The sequence below is a fragment of the Dactylosporangium sp. NPDC050688 genome (assembly GCF_040654515.1).
Lineage (GTDB): Bacteria > Actinomycetota > Actinomycetes > Mycobacteriales > Micromonosporaceae > Dactylosporangium.
Window position 1 is genome coordinate 246,563 of sequence record NZ_JBFAIC010000001.1, and the last position, 18,053, is coordinate 264,615.

An 18,053-nucleotide genomic window follows, 5' to 3' on the forward strand; every position below is an offset into this window, starting at 1 on the left:
TGCGCTGCTATGACTGAGACCCCTCGCAGCTTCAAGGTCATCACCTACGGCTGCCAGATGAACGCGCACGACTCCGAGCGCATCTCCGGCCTGCTCGAGGACGCCGGCTACGTCCCGGTGCCCGCCGGCGCCGAGCCGGACGTCGTGGTGTTCAACACCTGCGCCGTGCGGGAGAATGCGGACAACCGCCTCTACGGCAACCTCGGCCACCTGCGCCCGACGAAGCTCGCCCAGCCCGGCATGCAGATCGCCGTCGGCGGCTGCCTGGCCCAGAAGGACCGCGGCGAGATCGTCAAGAAGGCGCCCTGGGTCGACGTCGTCTTCGGCACCCACAACATCGGCTCCCTGCCGGTGCTGCTGGAGCGTGCCCGCCACAATGCCGCCGCCGAGGTCGAGATTCTCGAGTCGCTCGAGGTCTTCCCCTCCACGCTGCCTACCCGCCGCGAGTCGACGTACGCCGGCTGGGTGTCGATTTCCGTCGGCTGCAACAACACCTGCACCTTCTGCATCGTCCCGGCGCTGCGCGGCAAGGAGAAGGACCGCCGCCCCGGCGACATCCTCGCCGAGGTCCGCGCCCTGGCCGCCGAGGGCGTCCTGGAGGTCACCCTCCTCGGGCAGAACGTCAACTCCTACGGCGTCGAGTTCGGCGACCGCCTCGCCTTCGGCAAGCTCCTGCGCGCGTGCGGCGACGTCGAGGGCCTCGAGCGGGTCCGCTTCACCAGCCCGCACCCGAAGGACTTCACCGACGACGTCATCGCCGCGATGGCCGAGACCCCCAACGTCTGCCACTCGCTGCACATGCCCCTGCAGTCCGGCTCCGACGACGTGCTGCGCGCGATGCGCCGCTCCTACCGCGCCGAGCGCTACCTGGGCATCATCGACAAGGTCCGCGCCGCCATGCCCGACGCGGCCATCACCACCGACATCATCGTCGGCTTCCCGGGCGAGACCGACGCCGACTTCGAGCGCACCCTCGACGTCGTGCGCGCCGCCCGGTATTCCAGCGCCTTCACCTTCCAGTACTCCAAGCGCCCGGGCACCCCCGCGGCCACCATGGATCTGCAGGTGCCGAAGGCCGTCGTCCAGGAGCGGTACGACCGGCTGATCGCCACCCTGGAGGAGATCAGCTGGGACGAGAACAAGAAGCTCGTCGGCACCCCGGTCGAGGTCCTGGTCGCCGTCGGCGAGGGCCGCAAGGACGGCGCCACCGGCCGCATGTCGGGCCGCGCCCGCGACGGCCGCCTCGTGCACTTCGCCGCCGACCCGTCGCTGACCCTGCGCCCCGGCGACATCGTGCACACCACGGTGACGTACGCCGCCCCCCACCACCTCAACGCCGACGGCCCCCTGCTGTCCCACCGCCGCACCCGCGCCGGCGACGCCTGGGAGGCCGGCCGGGTCACCCGCACCCCGGGCGTCTCACTCGGCATGCCCACCATCGGCACCCCACCCCCGGCCCCCGCCACCGCCCGCTCCTGCTGACCCTTTTCTGCGGGCTGACCCGTTTTCCGCGGGCTGACCCGTTTTCCGCGGGCTGACCCGTTTTCCGCGGGCGCCGCGACCGGTGCGGAAGTCTGCCCGCCGGGGCTGACCCCGGAGCCCGCGGTGCGGGCGGTCATGGGCGGACCACCAGCGGTGTGACCGCCAGCACGTGTGCTGTCAGCGCGTGTGGGCGCCAGCGCGTGTGGGCGGTCAGCGATGCCGGGCCATCAGCGGCGTCGACGCCTGCGGCGAGGCCGGGCGCAGCGCCGCCGCCGGCGTTCCTTGACCGGCAATCGGCCGCCCCGGAACGGCGATCAGACGGCCTGGACAGCGTCTGTGAGGCGGTGTCCTGAGGGCGACATGGGCGGTCAGTGCCGCCGCGAACGGCGCGAGCGTCGGTGCCGGCGGCAGCATCTCGGACGCCGGGGCAGGTGGTGAGCGCCGGCATCAGCGACTCCGACGCCTGCCGCCCGGGTCGCCGTCAGCGCCGGCGGCGTTCGCACCGGCGGGGCCTGGGTCAGCGGTGCGGGGCGTAGCCGCGCTCGTGGCCGTCGTGGTCGCCCGGGTAACCGCCGCGCTGGTCATAGCGGCCACCACCACCGCCGCCGTACACGGAGCCCTGGGAAGGGCCGGGCTGGGGCGGGTAGCCGCCCTGCTGGAAGCCGCCGGGCGGCTCGTACGACGGTGGGGCATAACCCGGGCGGTGGTCGAAGGCGCGCGGGTCGGACTGCTGGGGGCCGCCGCCCAGACCGCCGCCGCCGCCGTAGACGGTGCCGCCGGCCGAGGCGCCGCGGGCGGCTGAGGCGGCGGGGCGGGCGCCGTACACGGTGCCGGTGGTGTTGTCGTCGGGGGACGGGGGCAGGTCGTCGTCGACGGGGGCGCGGGCCGAGCCGCGGACGGGGCCGGTCGAGGAGGCCGCGGCGCGGCGGCCGGCGCGGGAGCGGCGGATGCCGATGATGCCGGCGACCACGAGGATCAGGCCGAGCACGCCGATGGCGGCGACCATGTACGTGATGTCCTGCAGCGTCAGGTCTTCCAGGAACGACCGGTCATCGGGCTTCGGGGTGGGCAGGACCGCGCCGCCGCCCTTGCCGGGGGTGACGTTCTGCGGCGTGTACTTGAGGATCGGCGCCTTCACGTCGGACGGCACGTCGGAGGCGGTGATGTACTGCTTGCCGTCGGTGGAGTAGGTGATCGCCTCGCCGCGGGCCTCGTTGGGCAGCGGCGTGATGCGGGGCTTGCCGGTGGTGATCGCCTTGATGACGTCGCCGCCCTGGACGTCGAACTCGTACGCGTCGGAGTAGGTGCGGATGACGACGCGGGAGCCGTCAGGGGAGGAGGCGGCGCCGGTGATCGCCTTCCAGCCGAGGAAGGCGAGCGGATTGGCGGTCTTCGTCTCCTGCGGGGTGAACGTGCCACGCTGGGTGAGCTTGACGCCCTTGCTGGCGTTGGGCTGCAACGGGCCCTCGGGCACCCAGATCTCGCCGACGGGGTCCTTGGTGATGATGATCGGCGTGCCGTCGCCGTTGAGGAGCATGGCCTCGGCGTCGCGCTTCTTGCCGTCGGGATATGCCAGCCGGTTGATGACCGGGGCCTTGGCGCCCTGCGGCAGGTTCCACACGGCGACCGTGGGGCGGGGGGTGGAGCTGCCGCCGGAGGCCTCCGTGTTGTCGCCGATGTCGGCGATCCACAGCGTGCCGTTCTTGTCGACGGCGAGGTCCTCGGGGTCGCGGGCCGTCGGGTCGTAGTTGATCGGCGTGCCGACGACCTTGCAGGCCGCGTCGAGGGTGAAGATGCGCGCCTTGCCGCCGGCCGGGGCGCTGTCGTTGATCGCCATGTATCCGGTGGCGGTGGCGACCAGGCCGGAGATCTCATTGATCTTCTGCGAGTCCGGGGTGCACACGGGCTGACCGGCGCCCGGGGCGGCCGACTGCGGCGCGCCGGCGGAGGGGCTCGGGGCGGCTGCGGCTGGTGCCGCGAGCCCCAGCAACAGACTCGTCACCGCACCACAGACAAAGGCCACCCGCTGTCGCATCGCACAAGTTTGGCAGAGCCGGACCGGTCGTGGGTGCGCCCGGTCCGGCTCTCACTCGCAGTGATCGGCCGAACCTACGACTTCACGGCAAATGGGGCGAGTTCCGCCGCCAGGGCGTCGTTGATCCGCGCCCGGATGCGGGTGCCCTCCGCCAGGTGCGCGGTCTCGAGCACCTCACCGAGGGTGTGGACCCTGGCGACGAGGTCGCCGCGCTCGTACGGCACCACGGCCGTCAGCTCGATCGCCGGCCACGGCAGCCGCTGCTCCACCGCGGCGCGGACCGCGTCGATGCCGGCGCCGGTGCGGGCCGAGGCGAACACCGCGTCCGGCCACAGGGACTTCAGCCGCAGCTGGGTCTCCTCGTCCGCGGCGTCGATCTTGTTGACGACGAGCAGCTCCGGTACCGCGTCCGCACCGACCTCGGCGAGCACCTCATGGACCGCGCGGACCTGCTCCTCGGGGTCGGCGTGCGCGCCGTCCACGACGTGCAGGACCAGGTCGGCCTCGGCGACCTCCTCGAGGGTGGAGCGGAACGCCTCGACCAGCTGGTGCGGCAGGTGCCGGACGAACCCGACGGTGTCCGACAACGTGTAGATCCTGCCGTCCTGCGAACGGGCCCGCCTGGTCGTGGTGTCCAGGGTGGCGAACAGCGCGTCCTCCACCAGCACGCCCGCGCCGGTGAGCCGGTTGAGCAGGCTCGACTTGCCCGCGTTGGTGTACCCGGCGATGGCGACGCTGGGCACCCGGTTGCGGCGCCGGGTGGCGCGCTTGGTGTCGCGGATCGTCGCCATCGCGGCGATCTCGCGCTTCAGGCGGCTGATCCTGGTCCGGATCCGGCGCCGGTCGGTCTCGATCTTGGTCTCACCGGGGCCGCGGAGGCCGACGCCGCCGTTGCCGCTGGCGGAGCCACCGGTCTGCCGGCTCAGCGCCTCACCCCAACCGCGCAGGCGTGGCAGGAAGTACTGCAGCTGGGCCAGCTCGACCTGGGCCTTGCCCTCCTTGCTCTTCGCGTGCTGGGCGAAGATGTCCAGGATGAGCGCGGTCCGGTCGATGACCTTGACGTTGACCTTCGCCTCCAGGGTCCGCAGCTGCGAGGGGGACAGCTCCCCGTCGCAGATGACCGTGTCGGCGCCGGTGCTCTGCACCACGGCCCGCAGCTCGTCGACCTTGCCGCTGCCGATGTAGGTGCTGGAGTCGGGGCGGCTGCGGCGCTGGATCACCCCGTCGAGGACCTGCGAGCCGGCGGTCTCGGCGAGGGCGGCGAGCTCCGCGAGGGAGTTCTCCGCGTCGGTGGCGGTGCCTTCGGTCCACACCCCGACGAGCACGACCCGCTCGAGGCGCAGCTGGCGGTATTCGACCTCGGTGACGTCGGCGAGCTCGGTCGACAGACCGGCGACACGGCGAAGCGCATGCCGCTCCTCGAGCTCCAGGCCGTCGCCGTCCTCGGCGAGATCCCAGGTTTCTGCGGCAGTTGCGCGCAACATGTTCTCCTTGTTCCGATCTGTAGGACCCCCTAATCGTGACACCTCGCCGCCTCCGCAGCACTTGATATGTCCCCGTGCGAGATCGAAATGGGGCGGGGGATAAGAATGGGTGACGTGACGACTGCCACGCACCGTTTGCCCAGCGCCGGGTTCTCCATCACAATTCGTGTCTCTGTCCGCGCCGACGCCTCGGCGATCGGCCGCCTCACCACCGCGGTCGGTGAGGCCGGCGGCGTTGTCACGGCGGTCGACGTCGTCGACTCCGACAGCACCGCGGTCGTGGTCGACCTGACCTGCGACACCGCCGACTCCGCGCACGCCGAGCAGGTCGTGACCTGCCTGGAGAAGCTCGACGGGGTCGACGTGCGCAAGGTGTCGGACCGCACGTTCCTGCTGCACCTCGGCGGCAAGATCGAGGTCACCCCCAAGGTCGCGCTGCGCAACCGCGACGAGCTGTCGCGGGCGTACACCCCCGGGGTGGCCCGGGTCTGCCTGGCGATCGCGGAGAACCCCGACGACGCCCGCCGCCTGACGATCAAGCGCAACACGGTCGCGGTCGTCACCGACGGCTCCGCGGTGCTCGGCCTGGGCAACATCGGCCCGGCCGCCGCGATGCCCGTCATGGAGGGCAAGGCCGCCCTGTTCAAGCGGTTCGGCGGCGTCGACGCCTGGCCGGTCGCGCTGGACACCCAGGACACCGAGGAGATCATCTCGATCGTGCGGGCGATCGCCCCCGCGTACGGCGGCATCAACCTGGAGGACATCGCCGCGCCGCGCTGCTTCGAGATCGAGGAGCGGCTGCGGGAGATGCTGGACATCCCCGTGTTCCACGACGACCAGCACGGCACCGCGATCTGCGTGCTCGCCGCGCTCACCAACGCGCTGCGCGTCGTCGGCAAGTCGATGAGCGACATCCGGGTCGTGGTCAGCGGCGCCGGCGCGGCCGGCACGGCGATCATCAAGCTGCTGCTGCGCCGGGGCGTCGGCGACGTGATCGCCACCGACCGGCCCGGCGCGCTGCACCGCGGCATGGCCGGGCTGACCGGCGCCTGGTCCTGGCTGGTGGAGAACACCAACAAGACCGGCTACAGCGGCGACCTCAAGGGCGCCCTGCGCGGCGCCGACGTGTTCATCGGGGTCAGCGCGCCGAACCTGCTCACCGGCGACGACATCGCCACGATGGCGCCCGGCTCGATCGTGTTCGCCCTGGCCAACCCGGACCCGGAGGTCGACCCGCGGGAGGCGCGCGAGCACGCGGCGATCGTCGCGACCGGCCGCTCCGACCAGCCGAACCAGATCAACAACGTGCTGGCCTTCCCCGGTGTGTTCCGCGGCATGCTCGACGCGCAGGCGCGCGAGTTCACCGAGGCGATGGCCGTGGCGGCGGCGCAGGCGATCGCCGACTCCGTCGGCGAGGACAAGCTCAACCCGAGCGTCATCGTGCCCAGCGTGTTCGACGTCAAGGTCGCCCCGGCCGTGGCCGCGGCGGTCAGGGCCGCCGCGAAGGGCCCACACCTGGACAGCACCGTGGACGGCGAGGCGTCCGCCGCCCCGGAGCCCGTCGAGCGGGTCTGAGGGTCAGGAGGACGGGGCCAGCTGCCGGATCGCCTGGGCGTCGACGTCACCGTGCGCGACGATCACGGCCGGTCCGGCCAGCAGGAACTCCGACGCGGTCTGGGTGATCGTCAGCCGCCCGCCGGCCACGTCCACCACGACCACGCCGGTTTCCAGCCCGGCGTGCTCGAGGGCGACCGCCGCCACCGCGCACGCGCCGGATCCGCACGACTGCGTCTCGCCGGAGCCGCGCTCGTAGACGCGCATCCGCCGGTACAGGTCGGCGCCGGCCGGCGGTGACCCCGCCGCGGCGAACTCGACGTTGACGCCCGCCGGGAAGATCAGCGGATCGATGCCGGGCGCGCGGGTGAGATCGAGCCGCTCCAGGGTCGGCTCGTCGACCGGGCAGACCAGGTGCGGGTTGCCCACGTCCACGGCGGTGCCGCCGAACACGTGGCCGTCGCTGGTGGCCTCGCTGTGCACGTACACCCGCGGGATCGGCATCCCGGCGGAGATCTCCTCACCGATGGTCACCGGCACCACCCCGGCGCGGGTGACCAGGTTGAACGACCCCTCGGGGGCGACCAGGCCGGCCTCGGCGAGGTAGCGGGCGTAGACGCGCACCCCGTTGCCGCACATCTCCGACTGCGAGCCGTCGGCGTTCCAGTAGTCCATGAACCACTCGGCGGTGCCGGCGGACGCCTCGGCGTCGGGGTGGGCGGCGCTGCGGACCACGCGCAGGACGCCGTCGGCGCCGATGCCCCGCCGGCGGTCACAGAGCGCGGCGACGAACGTCGGCGTCAACGGCAGCACGCCGTCGGGGTCGGGCAGGATGACGAAGTCGTTGCCCGTTCCATGTCCCTTGGCGAAGCGCATGGCGTCAATCTTGCCGCACGAGCCCCAGCGCCGTTGTGGTGATGTCGCCCGCGCCACCATCGAGCCACACGATCCGCCCGTCACGGCGGAACCAGGACCGCTGCCGCCGCACGAACCGCCTGGTGGCGCGTACCGTCTCGGCTTTCGCGGTGGCCTCGTCCGACAAACCGGAAAAAAGGTCCAATATCTGTTTGTACCCGAGTGCGGCGCCGGCGGTACGCCCGGAACGCAGGCCGGCGGCGTCGAGGGCCCGCACCTCGTCCACCAGGCCGGCGGCCCACATCGCCTCGACCCGCGCCTCGATCCGCTCGTCCAGCACCGCCGTGTCGACGTCGACGCCGAGCTGCAGCGCGTCGTACACCGGCCGCGGCTGCGACGGCAGGCGGGCGGTGAACGTGGTGCCGGTCAGCGCGTTGACCTCCAGCGCGCGCACGATCCGGCGGCCGTTGCCGGGCAGGATCCGCTCCGCGGCCTCGGGGTCGGTGCTGCGCAGCCGGGCGTGCAGCGCCTCCGGGCCGACCTCCGCGAGCTCCCGCTCCAGGGCCTCGCGCAGCGCGGTGTCGGTGCCGGGGAAGTCGAAGTCCTCCAGGACCGCCCGCACGTACAGCCCCGAGCCGCCGACCAGCAGCGGGACCCGGCCCCGGCCGGCGATGTCGTCGATCGCGGCGCGGGCCAGGCGCTGGTACACCGCGACGCTCGCCGGCTCGGTCACGTCCCAGATGTCCAGCACGTGGTGCGGCACGCCCTCGCGCTCGGCCGGGGTGAGCTTGGCCGTGCCGATGTCCATGCCCCGGTACAACTGCATCGAGTCGGCGTTGACCACCTCGCCGCCCAGCTCGTGGGCCAGCCGCAGGCTCAGCGCCGACTTGCCGGCCGCGGTCGGGCCGACCACGGCGACGACGCGGGTCACCGCCAGCTCGCTACCAGGTAGGCGACGCCGTACGGCGCCTCGTGGCGCAGCAGCTCGGTGGTGCCGAACGGCCGCTCGGCGGCGCCGGCGAGCACCTGCCACGGCGCCCGGCCGGCGACGAGGAGCTGCGCGGCGAGCGCGGGGTCGAGCTGCCGCAGCGTCGCGGTGTCACCCTTGGCGAGTGCCTCCGCGACGGTCGTGTCGAACGCCTCGGCCCGCGGGTCGTCGTAGCCGGGCGACTTCTCGCCCCGGCACGCCGAACCGTCTCCCATGACGAGCAGTGCGGATCTGGTACCGGTGGCAACCAGCGCGCTGCCAAGTGCGGCGCACTCGGCGGGTGTCGCGTCGGCGGCGATACTCTGGAACTGAACATTTCGGATATTTACGTCTTCGAGCAGCCAGGCGCCGATGAGGAGGCTGAGCGGCAGCGGGTCGCTGGTGGCGGCGCCGACCCGCCGGTCGACGCCCCACGGTGCCAGGGTGCCCCCGAAGGGGGGTTCCCGGCGTATCGTCGTAACGTCGGCACCGACCACGACGAGCACGTCGGCGGCTTCGAGGTGCGCCACGGCGGCGCGGCAGGCGGCGCGCAGGTCGTCCAGCTCACCCGCGGCTCCGGCGGCCACCTCCGGCACGAGCATCGGCGGATGTGGGCAGACGGCGGCGGCGACGAGTGGCACCTCTTAACGTTATCGGGGATGGTCTTTGCGGCATCCTGCGACCCGTTCGGCACCGGAATGGTCACGGTTCGGCCGCAGGCCCTCGACCGGCCCCGGGGCACACCTGTGAGAATGCCATGGGGAACTTTGCTGTGCGATGGCGGCGTGACAGTGGGATACCCGATCCCACGGGCGCCGGGAGCGAGGATGGCAGATGAGCGAGCCTACGACGTTTGGACGGATCGACGCTGACGGCAACGTCTTCGTGAAGACGGCAGCCGGAGAGCGGGCCATCGGATCGTGGCAGGCCGGCACACCGGAGGAGGGCCTCGCCCACTTCGCCCGCCGGTTCGCCGACCTGGTGACCGAGGTCGACCTGATCGAGGCCCGGCTCGGCAGCGGCGCAGCCGACGCAGGCCAGTCGCTGTCCACCATCAAGCGGCTGCGCAGCGGCCTCGACGAGGCGCACGTGGTCGGCGACATCGACGGGCTCGCCGCCCGCCTCGACAAGCTGACCTCGATCGCCGAGGAGAAGGCCGGCGCCGCCCGCGCGGCCCGCGACGCCGCCCGGGCCGAGGCCCTCGCCCGCAAGACCGCCCTGGTCGAGGAGGCCGAGCAGATCGCGGCCGAGGCCACCGGCTGGAAGACCGCCGGCGACCGCCTCAAGGAGATCCTCGACGAGTGGAAGTCCATCCACGGCGTCGAGAAGAAGGCCGAGAGCGAGCTGTGGAAGCGCTACGCGGCCGCCCGCGACGCCTTCACCCGCCGCCGCGGCGCCCACTTCGCCACCCTCGACGCCAGCCGCAAGCAGGCCCAGGGTCGCAAGGAGGAGCTGGTCCTCGAGGCCGAGCAGATCGCCGAGTCCACCGAGTGGAACGCGACGGCCGCCCGCCTCAAGGAGCTCATGACCGAGTGGAAGGCCGCCCCGCGCGCCGCGAAGGAGACCGAGCAGAAGCTCTGGGAGCGGTTCCGCGCCGCCCAGGACTCGTTCTTCAAGCGCCGCAGCGAGGTGTTCAGCGCCCGCGACGCCGAGTTCAAGGGCAACCTCGACGCCAAGCAGGCGCTCCTCGCCGAGGCCGAGGCCCTCGACGTTGACGCCGACCCGAAGGCCGCCCAGGCCAAGCTGCGCGACATCCAGGCCGCGTGGCACGAGATCGGCCGCGTCCCCCGCGAGGCGCAGACGGGCCTCGACCGTCGCCTCCGCGTCATCGAGGACAAGGTCAAGACGGCGATGGACGCCGCCTGGCGCCGTACCCCGCCGGAGGCGAGCCCGCTGCTCGCCCAGATGCGGGAGCAGGTGGCCCGCGCGGAGCAGCAGCTCGCCTCCGCCCAGGCAGCCGGCGACCAGCGCCGCATCAAGGAGGCCGAGAAGGCCCTGGAGAGCAAGCGCAAGTTCCTTGCCATGGCCGAGCACACCGGCTGACCAAGAGACTTCTCCAGTGACGGGCCGACGAGCCCGTCCGACATAGAAAAGTTGACCACTACACGCCGCGGCGTGTAGTGGTCAACGTCGTTTTCCGACCTGGGCCCTGCCTCGCGGACCACGATGGGCCGGGTGTCGCCTGCCCTGGCAGCGGCTGGCGCGCGCCGGTTGCAGCCCGCGTTCGAAGTGCGGCATACGGGAGTTGCCTGGGCGTCGCAGTCCTCGCCCGCCTCGGCCGGCCCAACTACCCGGTGGCTGGCTGTGGCGTGGGCAACAGGGATCCACCGGGTTCCGGAAATCCACCGGGTTGTGCCCGGCCCGCCGCTGGTGCTGCGACGCAGCCGAGGGCACAGACGGCGGCGGGGCCGGCGTTGCGGTGTGGATGGCCCGCTTGGTCATCCCCGCTACGCGACCGGCTCAACACTCTGCGGCGTCTAGTGGTGCAACGTCGTTTTCCGGCCTGGGTCCCGTCTCGCGGACCACGATGGGCCGGGCGTCGCCTGCCCTGGCAGCGGCTGGCGCGCGCCGGTTGCAGCCGTGTTCGAAGTGCGGCACACGGGAGTTGCCTGGGCATCCCAGTCCTCGCCCGCCTCGGCCGGCCCAACTACCCGGTGGCTGGCTGTGGCGTGGGCAACAGGGATCCACCGGGTTCCGGAAATCCACCGGGTTGTGCCCGGCCCGCCGCCGGTGCCGCGACACAGCCGAGGCCGCAGACGGCCGCGCAGCCAGCGCAGGGAGCGGCGCGGCTGGGGTAGGGAGCAGCGTAGAGAGGACAGGGATCGGCGTGGACGGGGCACCGGGGGCAACTCGGGACGAACGGCGGCGCGCGGCCGGGGCACGGAGGGCGGCGCAGCCAGCACTGTGGCGCAGCCAGCACTGCGGCGCAGCCAGCGCTGCGGTTCGGACGGCTGTTCGGCCGCCTCGCTGGGCGACCGGCTCGAAAAAGCCCGCCAGCGAAGGGCCAGGCAAGCGCCGAAGACGGCGCGAAGGCAGGCCAGGCCCGACGGCGGCGCGAAAGGCCAGGCGGCCCCAGAGACCAGCCGACTGGAAAGGCGGCCCGGCTCGACAAGGGCCGACCGGACGGAACTGGTGCAGGCCTACCTCGGCTGGAAGCCGGCCGGGCAATTCTCGACCCGAGACCGCTCCGCGAGGCCGAAACGGCGGGGCTGAAACCGTGCGGCCGAGACCGTGCGGCCGAGACCGCTCCGACCGAGGCCGCTCCGCAGGGCCGGAACCGCGCGGCCGAAGGCCGCGCGGGTGAGCGGTCGTCAGAGTCAGATGCGGCGGACGACGGTGACGACGCGGCCGAGGATGGTGGCGTGGTCGCCGGCGATCGGGTCGAAGGCCGGGTTCTGCGGCATGAGCCAGACGTGGCCGTCGCGGTTGCGGTAGGTCTTCACCGTGGCCTCGCCGTCGATCATGGCGGCCACGATGTCGCCGTTGTTGGCGGTGGGCTGCTGGCGGACGACGACCCAGTCGCCGTCGCAGATGGCGGCCTCGATCATCGAGGAGCCCTTGACCTGGAGCATGAAGAGGGTGCCCTCGCCGACGAGCTCGCGGGGGAGGGGGAAGACGTCCTCGACGGCCTGCTCGGCGAGGATCGGGCCACCGGCGGCGATGCGGCCCAGGACCGGCACGTACGCCGGGGAGGGGCGGGCGGCGCGCTCGGCCTCCTCGTCGACGGAGATGAGCTCGCTGGGCGGGCGCACGTCGACGGCGCGGGGACGGTTGGGGTCGCGGCGCAGGTAACCCTTCCGCTCCAGCTCCTTGAGCTGGTAGGCAACGCTGGAGGGGGAGACCAGGCCGACGGCCTCGCCGATCTCGCGGACGCTCGGCGGGTAGCCGTTGCGATCCACGGCGCTGCGGATGAACTCGAGGATGCGCCGCTGGCGGACGGTCAGGTCGGCGGCGAACAGGTCGGGGAAGGCGCTGACCACCGCGGTGACCGCGCGCATCTCCGGCTCGCCTCCGCGGCGGCGGGTGCTCGCGCGGCGGGTGGTGCCGCTGCCGATCGCGGTGACCTCGGCGGATTCGTCGGTGCGGTCGTCGGCTGACACGTCGTCCTCCCTCTTGTTGGCACCCGCGCCAGGGATTGCCGCGGGTGCGGACGGGCCGTGGGGTGGCCCGCCACCTTGACCGCCACCGGGTGTGACGGCGCTGGCTGTCGCAAATTTCGGGTATCCCGATCAAACGTCTCGATCGTGTGTGGATCACCGTATCGCCGAGGTGTGACAGTTTCAAACATCTGTACTACGTGGCGCGCCGTTTTTTCGGCGCGTCGCTGGACTCGGGTCTTCCCGCTCTGGTAGACCATCGTACGTCCGTTCGATCGAACGGCTGTACGGAATCGAGGGCCGACGTGCGACGACACGCCCAGAACCCACCCATCCGCCTCACCCGCCGGGGTCGCGTGGTGCTGTTCTGCCTCCTGCTGGCCGTCGCGGGCGCACTGATCACGCTCGTGTCGGCGCCGGGCCAGGCGGCCGGCGAGCCGGGGCCGGCACCGGTCGTGATCGTGCAGCCGGGCGACACGTTGTGGGACATCGCGACCCGGCACTCCGGGGCCCGCGGGCGGGACGCGACGATCGAGGAGATCCGCCGTCTCAACCACTTGGACGACTACGGTGTTGACGCCGGGCAGCGGCTGACCCTGCCCCGACGGGGCTGATCAGGGCAAACGGGCCACCTGGCAAGTGGCGTGTGACACGCGAGGGTCCGAAATCGCGGATCAACTTGCGTCCGCGTAGGCGTCGGCATAGCGTCATCCCCTAGATGTAGTAGTTACAGGGCTGTAAGTCGTCCACAGGTTGTGGATTCGGCAATCACCCTTACTGACGGTGAAGACCAGTGGAGGCCTGTGATCCGGGCCCGCCACTGGGCGTTCGTGTGCGTTTTATCAGGACATATCCGACGTAGACTGGAAGGCCACCGCATGCGCTGCCCGTACTGCCGACACGCCGACTCGCGGGTGGTCGACTCGCGGGAGGCCGAGGACGGCCAGATCATCCGCCGGCGCCGGTCGTGTCCCGAGTGCGGCCGGAGATTCACCACGGTCGAGGAGGCGGTCCTCGCGGTCGTCAAGCGCAGCGGCGTCACCGAGCCGTTCAGCCGATCCAAGATCATTGCGGGGGTCCGCAAGGCCTGCCAGGGCCGCCCGGTGGACGAGGACGCGATCGCGGTGCTCGCACAGAAGGTCGAGGAGACCGTGCGCGCCCGCGGCGCCGCCGAGCTGCCCAGCCACGAGGTCGGCCTGGCCATCCTCGCGCCGCTGCGGGAGCTCGACGAGGTGGCGTATCTCCGCTTCGCCAGCGTCTACCGCTCGTTCGACTCGCTGCAGGACTTCGAGCGCGAGATCGCCTCGCTCCGCGCGGCGGCGAACCGCCCGGCGAGCGCGACACAGCACCACGCAGCACCATCACAGGGGGAGCGCGCCGCCGAGCCCGTCGGCTGAGACGAAAAGGCCAAAGCGCAAGCACCGGCAGCACACCAGCGAAGCACCACCGACAAAAGAACACAGAAGACATGAGGGGGCCGCGGATGGCGGGGGAGACGAAGACCAAGACAGCGTCGCGCAAGGAGGCACAGGGCCTGCGCGTCGACCGGGTGTGGACGAAGGAGGGGGTCCACCCCTACGACGAGGTGACGTGGGAGCGTCGCGACATCGTCATGACCAACTGGCGCGACGGCTCGATCAACTTCGAGCAGCGCGGCGTCGAGTTCCCCGACTTCTGGTCCGTGAACGCGGCGAACATCGTCACCACCAAGTACTTCCGCGGCGCTGTCGGCACCGACGCCCGCGAATGGTCGCTGCGGCAGCTGATCGACCGCGTGGTCACCGTGTACCGCAAGGCCGGCGAGGACCACGGCTACTTCGCCACGCCCGCCGACGCCGAGGTGTTCGCCCACGAGCTGACCTGGATGCTGCTGCACCAGGTGTTCAGCTTCAACTCCCCGGTCTGGTTCAACGTCGGCACCCAGTCGCCGCAGCAGGTCAGCGCCTGCTTCATCCTCGCCGTCGACGACTCGATGGACAGCATCCTCGACTGGTACAAGGAGGAGGGGCTGATCTTCAAGGGCGGCTCCGGCTCCGGCGTGAACCTGTCGCGGATCCGCTCCTCGAAGGAGCTGCTGAGCAGCGGCGGCACCGCCAGCGGCCCGGTGAGCTTCATGCGCGGCGCCGACGCGTCCGCCGGCACGATCAAGAGCGGTGGCGCGACCCGCCGCGCGGCCAAGATGGTGATCCTGGACGTCGACCACCCCGACGTCGAGGAGTTCATCGAGACCAAGGCCCGCGAAGAGGACAAGATCCGGGCGCTGCGCGACGCCGGCTTCGACATGGACCTCGGCGGCAAGGACATCGTCAGCGTCCAGTACCAGAACGCCAACAACTCGATCCGGGTCTCCGCCGAGTTCATGCAGTCCATCGAGGACGACGCCGAGTTCGCGCTGCGCTCCCGCCTCGACGGCAGCGTCGTGTCCACGGTCAAGGGCCGTGAGCTGTTCCGCAAGCTCGCCCAGGCCGCGTGGGAGTGCGCCGACCCCGGCATCCAGTACGACGACACGATCAACGCGTGGCACACCTGCCCGGAGACCGGCCGGATCACCGCGTCGAACCCCTGCAGCGAGTACATGCACCTGGACAACTCCAGCTGCAACCTCGCCTCGCTGAACCTCATGAAGTTCCTCAACGCCGACAGCACGTTCCAGGTCGAGAAGTTCGTCAAGTCCGTCGAGTTCATCATCACGGCCATGGACATCTCGATCTGCTTCGCGGACTTCCCCACGGAGAAGATCGGCGCCACCACCCGCGCGTACCGGCAGCTCGGCATCGGCTACGCCAACCTCGGCGCGCTGCTGATGGCCAGCGGTCTGGCGTACGACTCCGACGGTGGCCGCGCGGTCGCCGCGACGATCAGCAGCCTCATGACGGGCACCGCGTACCGCCGCTCGGCCGAGCTGGCCGGGATCGTCGGCGCGTACGACGGCTACGCCCGCAACGCGGCCCCGCACCAGCGGGTCATGCGCCAGCACGCCACCGCCAACGACGCCATCAGCACCGCCGGCGGCGTCGACGTGGCAATCAAGGCCGCGGCCACCGCCGAGTGGGCCCGCGGCAACGAGATCGGCGCGAAGCACGGCTGGCGCAACTCGCAGGCCAGCGTCCTCGCCCCGACCGGCACCATCGGCCTGATGATGGACTGCGACACCACGGGCGTCGAGCCGGACCTGGCTCTGGTCAAGTTCAAGAAGCTCGTCGGCGGCGGCTCGATGCAGATCGTCAACCAGACCGTCCCGCGGGCCCTGCGCAACCTGGGCTACCAGGAGGAGCAGGTCGAGGCGATCGTCGAGCACATCTCCGAGCACGGGCACGTCGTCGACGCCCCCGGCCTGAAGGCCGAGCACTATGCCGTCTTCGACTGCGCCATGGGCGAGCGGACCATCGCTCCCATGGGTCACGTCCGGATGATGTCGGCCATCCAGCCGTTCATCTCCGGCGCGATCTCCAAGACGGTCAACATGCCGGAGGCGGCCACCGTCGAGGACGTCGAGGAGATCTACTTCCAGGGCTGGAAGCTCGGCCTCAAGGCCCTGGCGATCTACCGCGACAACTGCAAGGTCGGCCAGCCGCTGTCCGCGGTGAACAAGTCCAAGAAGGAAGAGCCGGCCCCGGCCGTCCAGGAGGTCGTCAAGACCGAGAAGGTCATCGAGTACCGGCCGGTGCGCAAGCGGCTGCCGAAGAAGCGGCCCAGCTCGACCGTGTCGTTCTCCGTCGCCGGCGCCGAGGGCTACCTGACCGCGTCGTCGTACCCGGACGACGGCCTCGGCGAGGTCTTCCTCAAGATGTCGAAGCAGGGCTCGACCCTCGCCGGTGTCATGGACGCCTTCTCCGTCGCGATCTCCATCGGCCTGCAGTACGGAGTGCCGCTGGAGACGTACGTCAGCAAGTTCGTCAACATGCGCTTCGAGCCGGCCGGCATGACCGACGACCCCGACATCCGCCTGGCCTCCTCGGTGATGGACTACATCTTCCGCCGCCTGGCCCTGGACTTCCTGGACTTCGACACCCGCTCGGAGCTGGGCATCCTCACCTCGGCGGAGCGGGCGGCCCAGCTGCGCGCCGAGGCGGGCGAGCCGGACGTCGACCTGACCGAGATGCGCAACTCGGCCCCGGTGGAGGCCACCGCGAAGCACGCGACGGCCGCCACGTCCGCTGACGCCGGTGCTCCCGCCGCGAAGCCGGTCGAGATCGCCGCGCCGCGCCGGGTCGGCTCGTCGACCGAGCTGCTCGAACTGGTCCAGGGCAAGGCCGCCGACGCGCCGCTGTGCTTCACCTGCGGCACGAAGATGCGCCCGGCGGGCAGCTGCTACGTCTGCGAGGGCTGCGGCTCGACCAGCGGCTGCAGCTGAGTCTGACCAGAGGGACGTCCCCCGGGCACTACCGTCCGGGGGACGTTCCGTTGTCCAGGGCGCGGACCGTTCAGCCCGTCCGGGGCAGGGCCGGCTCCGGGGCCTCGGCGGGCGGCGGCGGTACCGGGCGGGGCCGCAACACCGGCGGGGTCCAGTCCTTGAGGCGCAGCGCGGGGCGCTCCACGAGGTGCCAGGACGCGGCCGCCAGCGCCGTCGTCACCAGGGCCGACGCCGCGACGTAGGCGGGCAGGCCCCAGTGGTGGACGCCGAGGGCGGCCAGGGTCTGCTGGGTCGGGAACGCGTAGATGTAGATGCCGTACGAGTAGTCGCGGGCCCGGCCGATCCGGTGCGACCACGGCGGCAGGCTGCACGCGGCCCACAGCAGCAGGTACGCGAACGCCGGGTAGCCGAGGACGTGGAACCCGCCGAGGCGCAGGGTGCCCAGCAGGACCAGGGCGGCGAGCGCGGCCAGGGCGGGGTGCATCGGGACGCGGTGCTGGTACAGCTGCGCCGACGCGCCGAGCAGGAACAGGAAGCCCAGGTAGACGAGGGTCTGGGTGTCCAGTGCGCCGAACAGCGGGATCGGGCCGACCGTGCCGCGGGGTCGCGGGACGGTGTACGGCGTCGCCGGCAGCTGGTGGAGGAAGTCGCTGATCAGGACCGTGTACGCGCCGGCGGTGAGCAGCAGCACGAGCCGCGGGCAGCGGCGGATCACGCCGCAGGCGGTGAGGGCGGTGAACACGCCGTACCAGAACAGCTCGAACGACAGGCTCCACAGCGAGCCGTTGACGACCGAGCCGCCGCCGGTGAGCCGGCTGTAGGGGTTGTCGCTGAACAGGGTGCCGATGCCCCACTCGTGCGGCTGCCCGAGCGCGTTGCCGCGGGCGAACGCCAGCGCTTCCGGAAATGAGGCGAAAAATCCGGCGAAACCGGCGATGACCAGCAGGCACACCCACAGCCCCGGAAAGATTCGCAGGCCGCGGTGCCAGGCGAACCGCACCGGCCCCAGCCGGGCCGCGCTGGCGGTGACCAGGAAGCCCGACAGGACGAAGAAGCCGTCGACCGCGAGCGTGCCGACGTCCGCCTGCCCGTGGGAGAACCGCAGGCCGGGCGTCGGCCGCCCGGCACCGAGGGGCCACGAGTGTCCTACCAGGACCGTGAGGGCGAGGCACAGCCGCAGGAATCCGAGGGCGTTCGCGCGGGGCGAGTAGCGATCAGACAACAC

Annotated in this window: 12 protein-coding genes and 1 pseudogene; 6 read left to right on the plus strand and 7 right to left on the minus strand. The window is 71.6% G+C overall.

What is annotated here, in order from left to right; genetic code table 11:
• The first annotated feature begins 9 nt into the window (after positions 1 to 9).
• Positions 10 to 1,482: a tRNA (N6-isopentenyl adenosine(37)-C2)-methylthiotransferase MiaB gene (gene miaB / locus AB0H83_RS01210; protein ID WP_360084859.1), complete on the plus strand. Its 1,473-nt coding sequence runs from the start codon at positions 10 to 12 to the stop codon at positions 1,480 to 1,482.
• 517 nt (positions 1,483 to 1,999) lie between these two features.
• On the opposite strand, the gene AB0H83_RS01215 is transcribed toward miaB, so the two are convergent.
• Both AB0H83_RS01215 and hflX read right to left on the minus strand, forming a co-directional pair.
• The gene (locus AB0H83_RS01215; protein WP_360084862.1) at positions 2,000 to 3,484 is read right to left on the minus strand and encodes a hypothetical protein; all 1,485 of its coding nucleotides are present in this window, start codon (positions 3,482 to 3,484) and stop codon (positions 2,000 to 2,002) included.
• A gap of 107 nt (positions 3,485 to 3,591) precedes the next feature.
• The gene (hflX, locus tag AB0H83_RS01220) at positions 3,592 to 5,001 is read right to left on the minus strand and encodes a GTPase HflX (protein WP_360084865.1); all 1,410 of its coding nucleotides are present in this window, start codon (positions 4,999 to 5,001) and stop codon (positions 3,592 to 3,594) included.
• A gap of 87 nt (positions 5,002 to 5,088) precedes the next feature.
• Here hflX and AB0H83_RS01225 point away from each other — a divergent pair.
• Positions 5,089 to 6,507: pseudogene (locus AB0H83_RS01225) on the plus strand (NAD-dependent malic enzyme); the annotation flags it as partial.
• Positions 6,508 to 6,579: 72 nt separating this feature from the next.
• On the opposite strand, the gene dapF reads toward AB0H83_RS01225, so the two are convergent.
• From dapF to AB0H83_RS01240, 3 genes are read right to left on the minus strand one after another with little or no spacing between them, the layout of a single operon-like run.
• Entirely contained in the window at positions 6,580 to 7,431 is an 852-nt protein-coding gene (gene dapF, locus AB0H83_RS01230; RefSeq protein ID WP_360084868.1) for a diaminopimelate epimerase, read from the minus strand.
• A gap of 4 nt (positions 7,432 to 7,435) precedes the next feature.
• Positions 7,436 to 8,341 carry a tRNA (adenosine(37)-N6)-dimethylallyltransferase MiaA gene (gene miaA, locus AB0H83_RS01235; protein ID WP_360084871.1) on the minus strand — a complete coding sequence of 302 codons (906 nt, stop codon included), beginning with the start codon at positions 8,339 to 8,341 and terminating at the stop codon, positions 7,436 to 7,438.
• On the minus strand, positions 8,338 to 8,979 hold the full coding sequence (locus AB0H83_RS01240; protein ID WP_360085548.1) for a class III extradiol dioxygenase subunit B-like domain-containing protein: 642 nt from the start codon (positions 8,977 to 8,979) through the stop codon (positions 8,338 to 8,340). Before AB0H83_RS01240 ends, miaA begins: the two co-directional genes overlap by 4 nt.
• 232 nt (positions 8,980 to 9,211) lie before the next feature.
• Between AB0H83_RS01240 and AB0H83_RS01245 the strand changes: the two genes are divergently transcribed.
• Positions 9,212 to 10,420 (plus strand): DUF349 domain-containing protein, encoded by a 1,209-nt coding sequence (locus AB0H83_RS01245; RefSeq protein WP_360084874.1) that lies wholly within the window; start codon positions 9,212 to 9,214, stop codon positions 10,418 to 10,420.
• A 1,274-nt stretch (positions 10,421 to 11,694) separates the two neighbouring features.
• Here the strand turns inward: AB0H83_RS01245 and lexA are convergent.
• Positions 11,695 to 12,375, minus strand: a complete 681-nt coding sequence (gene lexA, locus AB0H83_RS01250) for a transcriptional repressor LexA (RefSeq protein ID WP_360085551.1) — start codon at positions 12,373 to 12,375, stop codon at positions 11,695 to 11,697.
• A 404-nt stretch (positions 12,376 to 12,779) separates the two neighbouring features.
• Between lexA and AB0H83_RS01255 the strand changes: the two genes are divergently transcribed.
• The 3 genes from AB0H83_RS01255 (at position 12,780) to AB0H83_RS01265 (ending at position 16,828) form a co-directional block, all read left to right on the plus strand.
• Positions 12,780 to 13,088 carry a LysM peptidoglycan-binding domain-containing protein gene (locus AB0H83_RS01255; protein WP_360084877.1) on the plus strand — a complete coding sequence of 103 codons (309 nt, stop codon included), beginning with the start codon at positions 12,780 to 12,782 and terminating at the stop codon, positions 13,086 to 13,088.
• Positions 13,089 to 13,352: 264 nt separating this feature from the next.
• The gene (gene nrdR, locus AB0H83_RS01260) at positions 13,353 to 13,871 is read left to right on the plus strand and encodes a transcriptional regulator NrdR (protein ID WP_360084880.1); all 519 of its coding nucleotides are present in this window, start codon (positions 13,353 to 13,355) and stop codon (positions 13,869 to 13,871) included.
• Positions 13,872 to 13,957: 86 nt separating this feature from the next.
• Positions 13,958 to 16,828, plus strand: coding sequence for a vitamin B12-dependent ribonucleotide reductase (locus AB0H83_RS01265; RefSeq protein ID WP_360085554.1), 2,871 nt, complete (start codon positions 13,958 to 13,960; stop codon positions 16,826 to 16,828).
• 70 nt (positions 16,829 to 16,898) lie between these two features.
• On the opposite strand, the gene AB0H83_RS01270 is transcribed toward AB0H83_RS01265, so the two are convergent.
• A complete protein-coding gene (locus AB0H83_RS01270) occupies positions 16,899 to 18,050 on the minus strand; it encodes an acyltransferase (protein WP_360084883.1) in 1,152 nt (383 codons plus the stop codon).
• Positions 18,051 to 18,053: the final 3 nt, after the last annotated feature.

Coding starts and splice junctions, on each gene's coding strand:
- miaB (WP_360084859.1), top strand. CDS start 10: ATGACTGAGACCCCTCGCAGCTTCAAGGTCATCACCTACGGCTGCCAG.
- hflX (WP_360084865.1), bottom strand. CDS start 5,001: ATGTTGCGCGCAACTGCCGCAGAAACCTGGGATCTCGCCGAGGACGGC.
- dapF (WP_360084868.1), bottom strand. CDS start 7,431: ATGCGCTTCGCCAAGGGACATGGAACGGGCAACGACTTCGTCATCCTG.
- AB0H83_RS01240 (WP_360085548.1), bottom strand. CDS start 8,979: ATGCTCGTGCCGGAGGTGGCCGCCGGAGCCGCGGGTGAGCTGGACGAC.
- AB0H83_RS01245 (WP_360084874.1), top strand. CDS start 9,212: ATGAGCGAGCCTACGACGTTTGGACGGATCGACGCTGACGGCAACGTC.
- lexA (WP_360085551.1), bottom strand. CDS start 12,375: ATGCGCGCGGTCACCGCGGTGGTCAGCGCCTTCCCCGACCTGTTCGCC.
- nrdR (WP_360084880.1), top strand. CDS start 13,353: ATGCGCTGCCCGTACTGCCGACACGCCGACTCGCGGGTGGTCGACTCG.
- AB0H83_RS01265 (WP_360085554.1), top strand. CDS start 13,958: ATGGCGGGGGAGACGAAGACCAAGACAGCGTCGCGCAAGGAGGCACAG.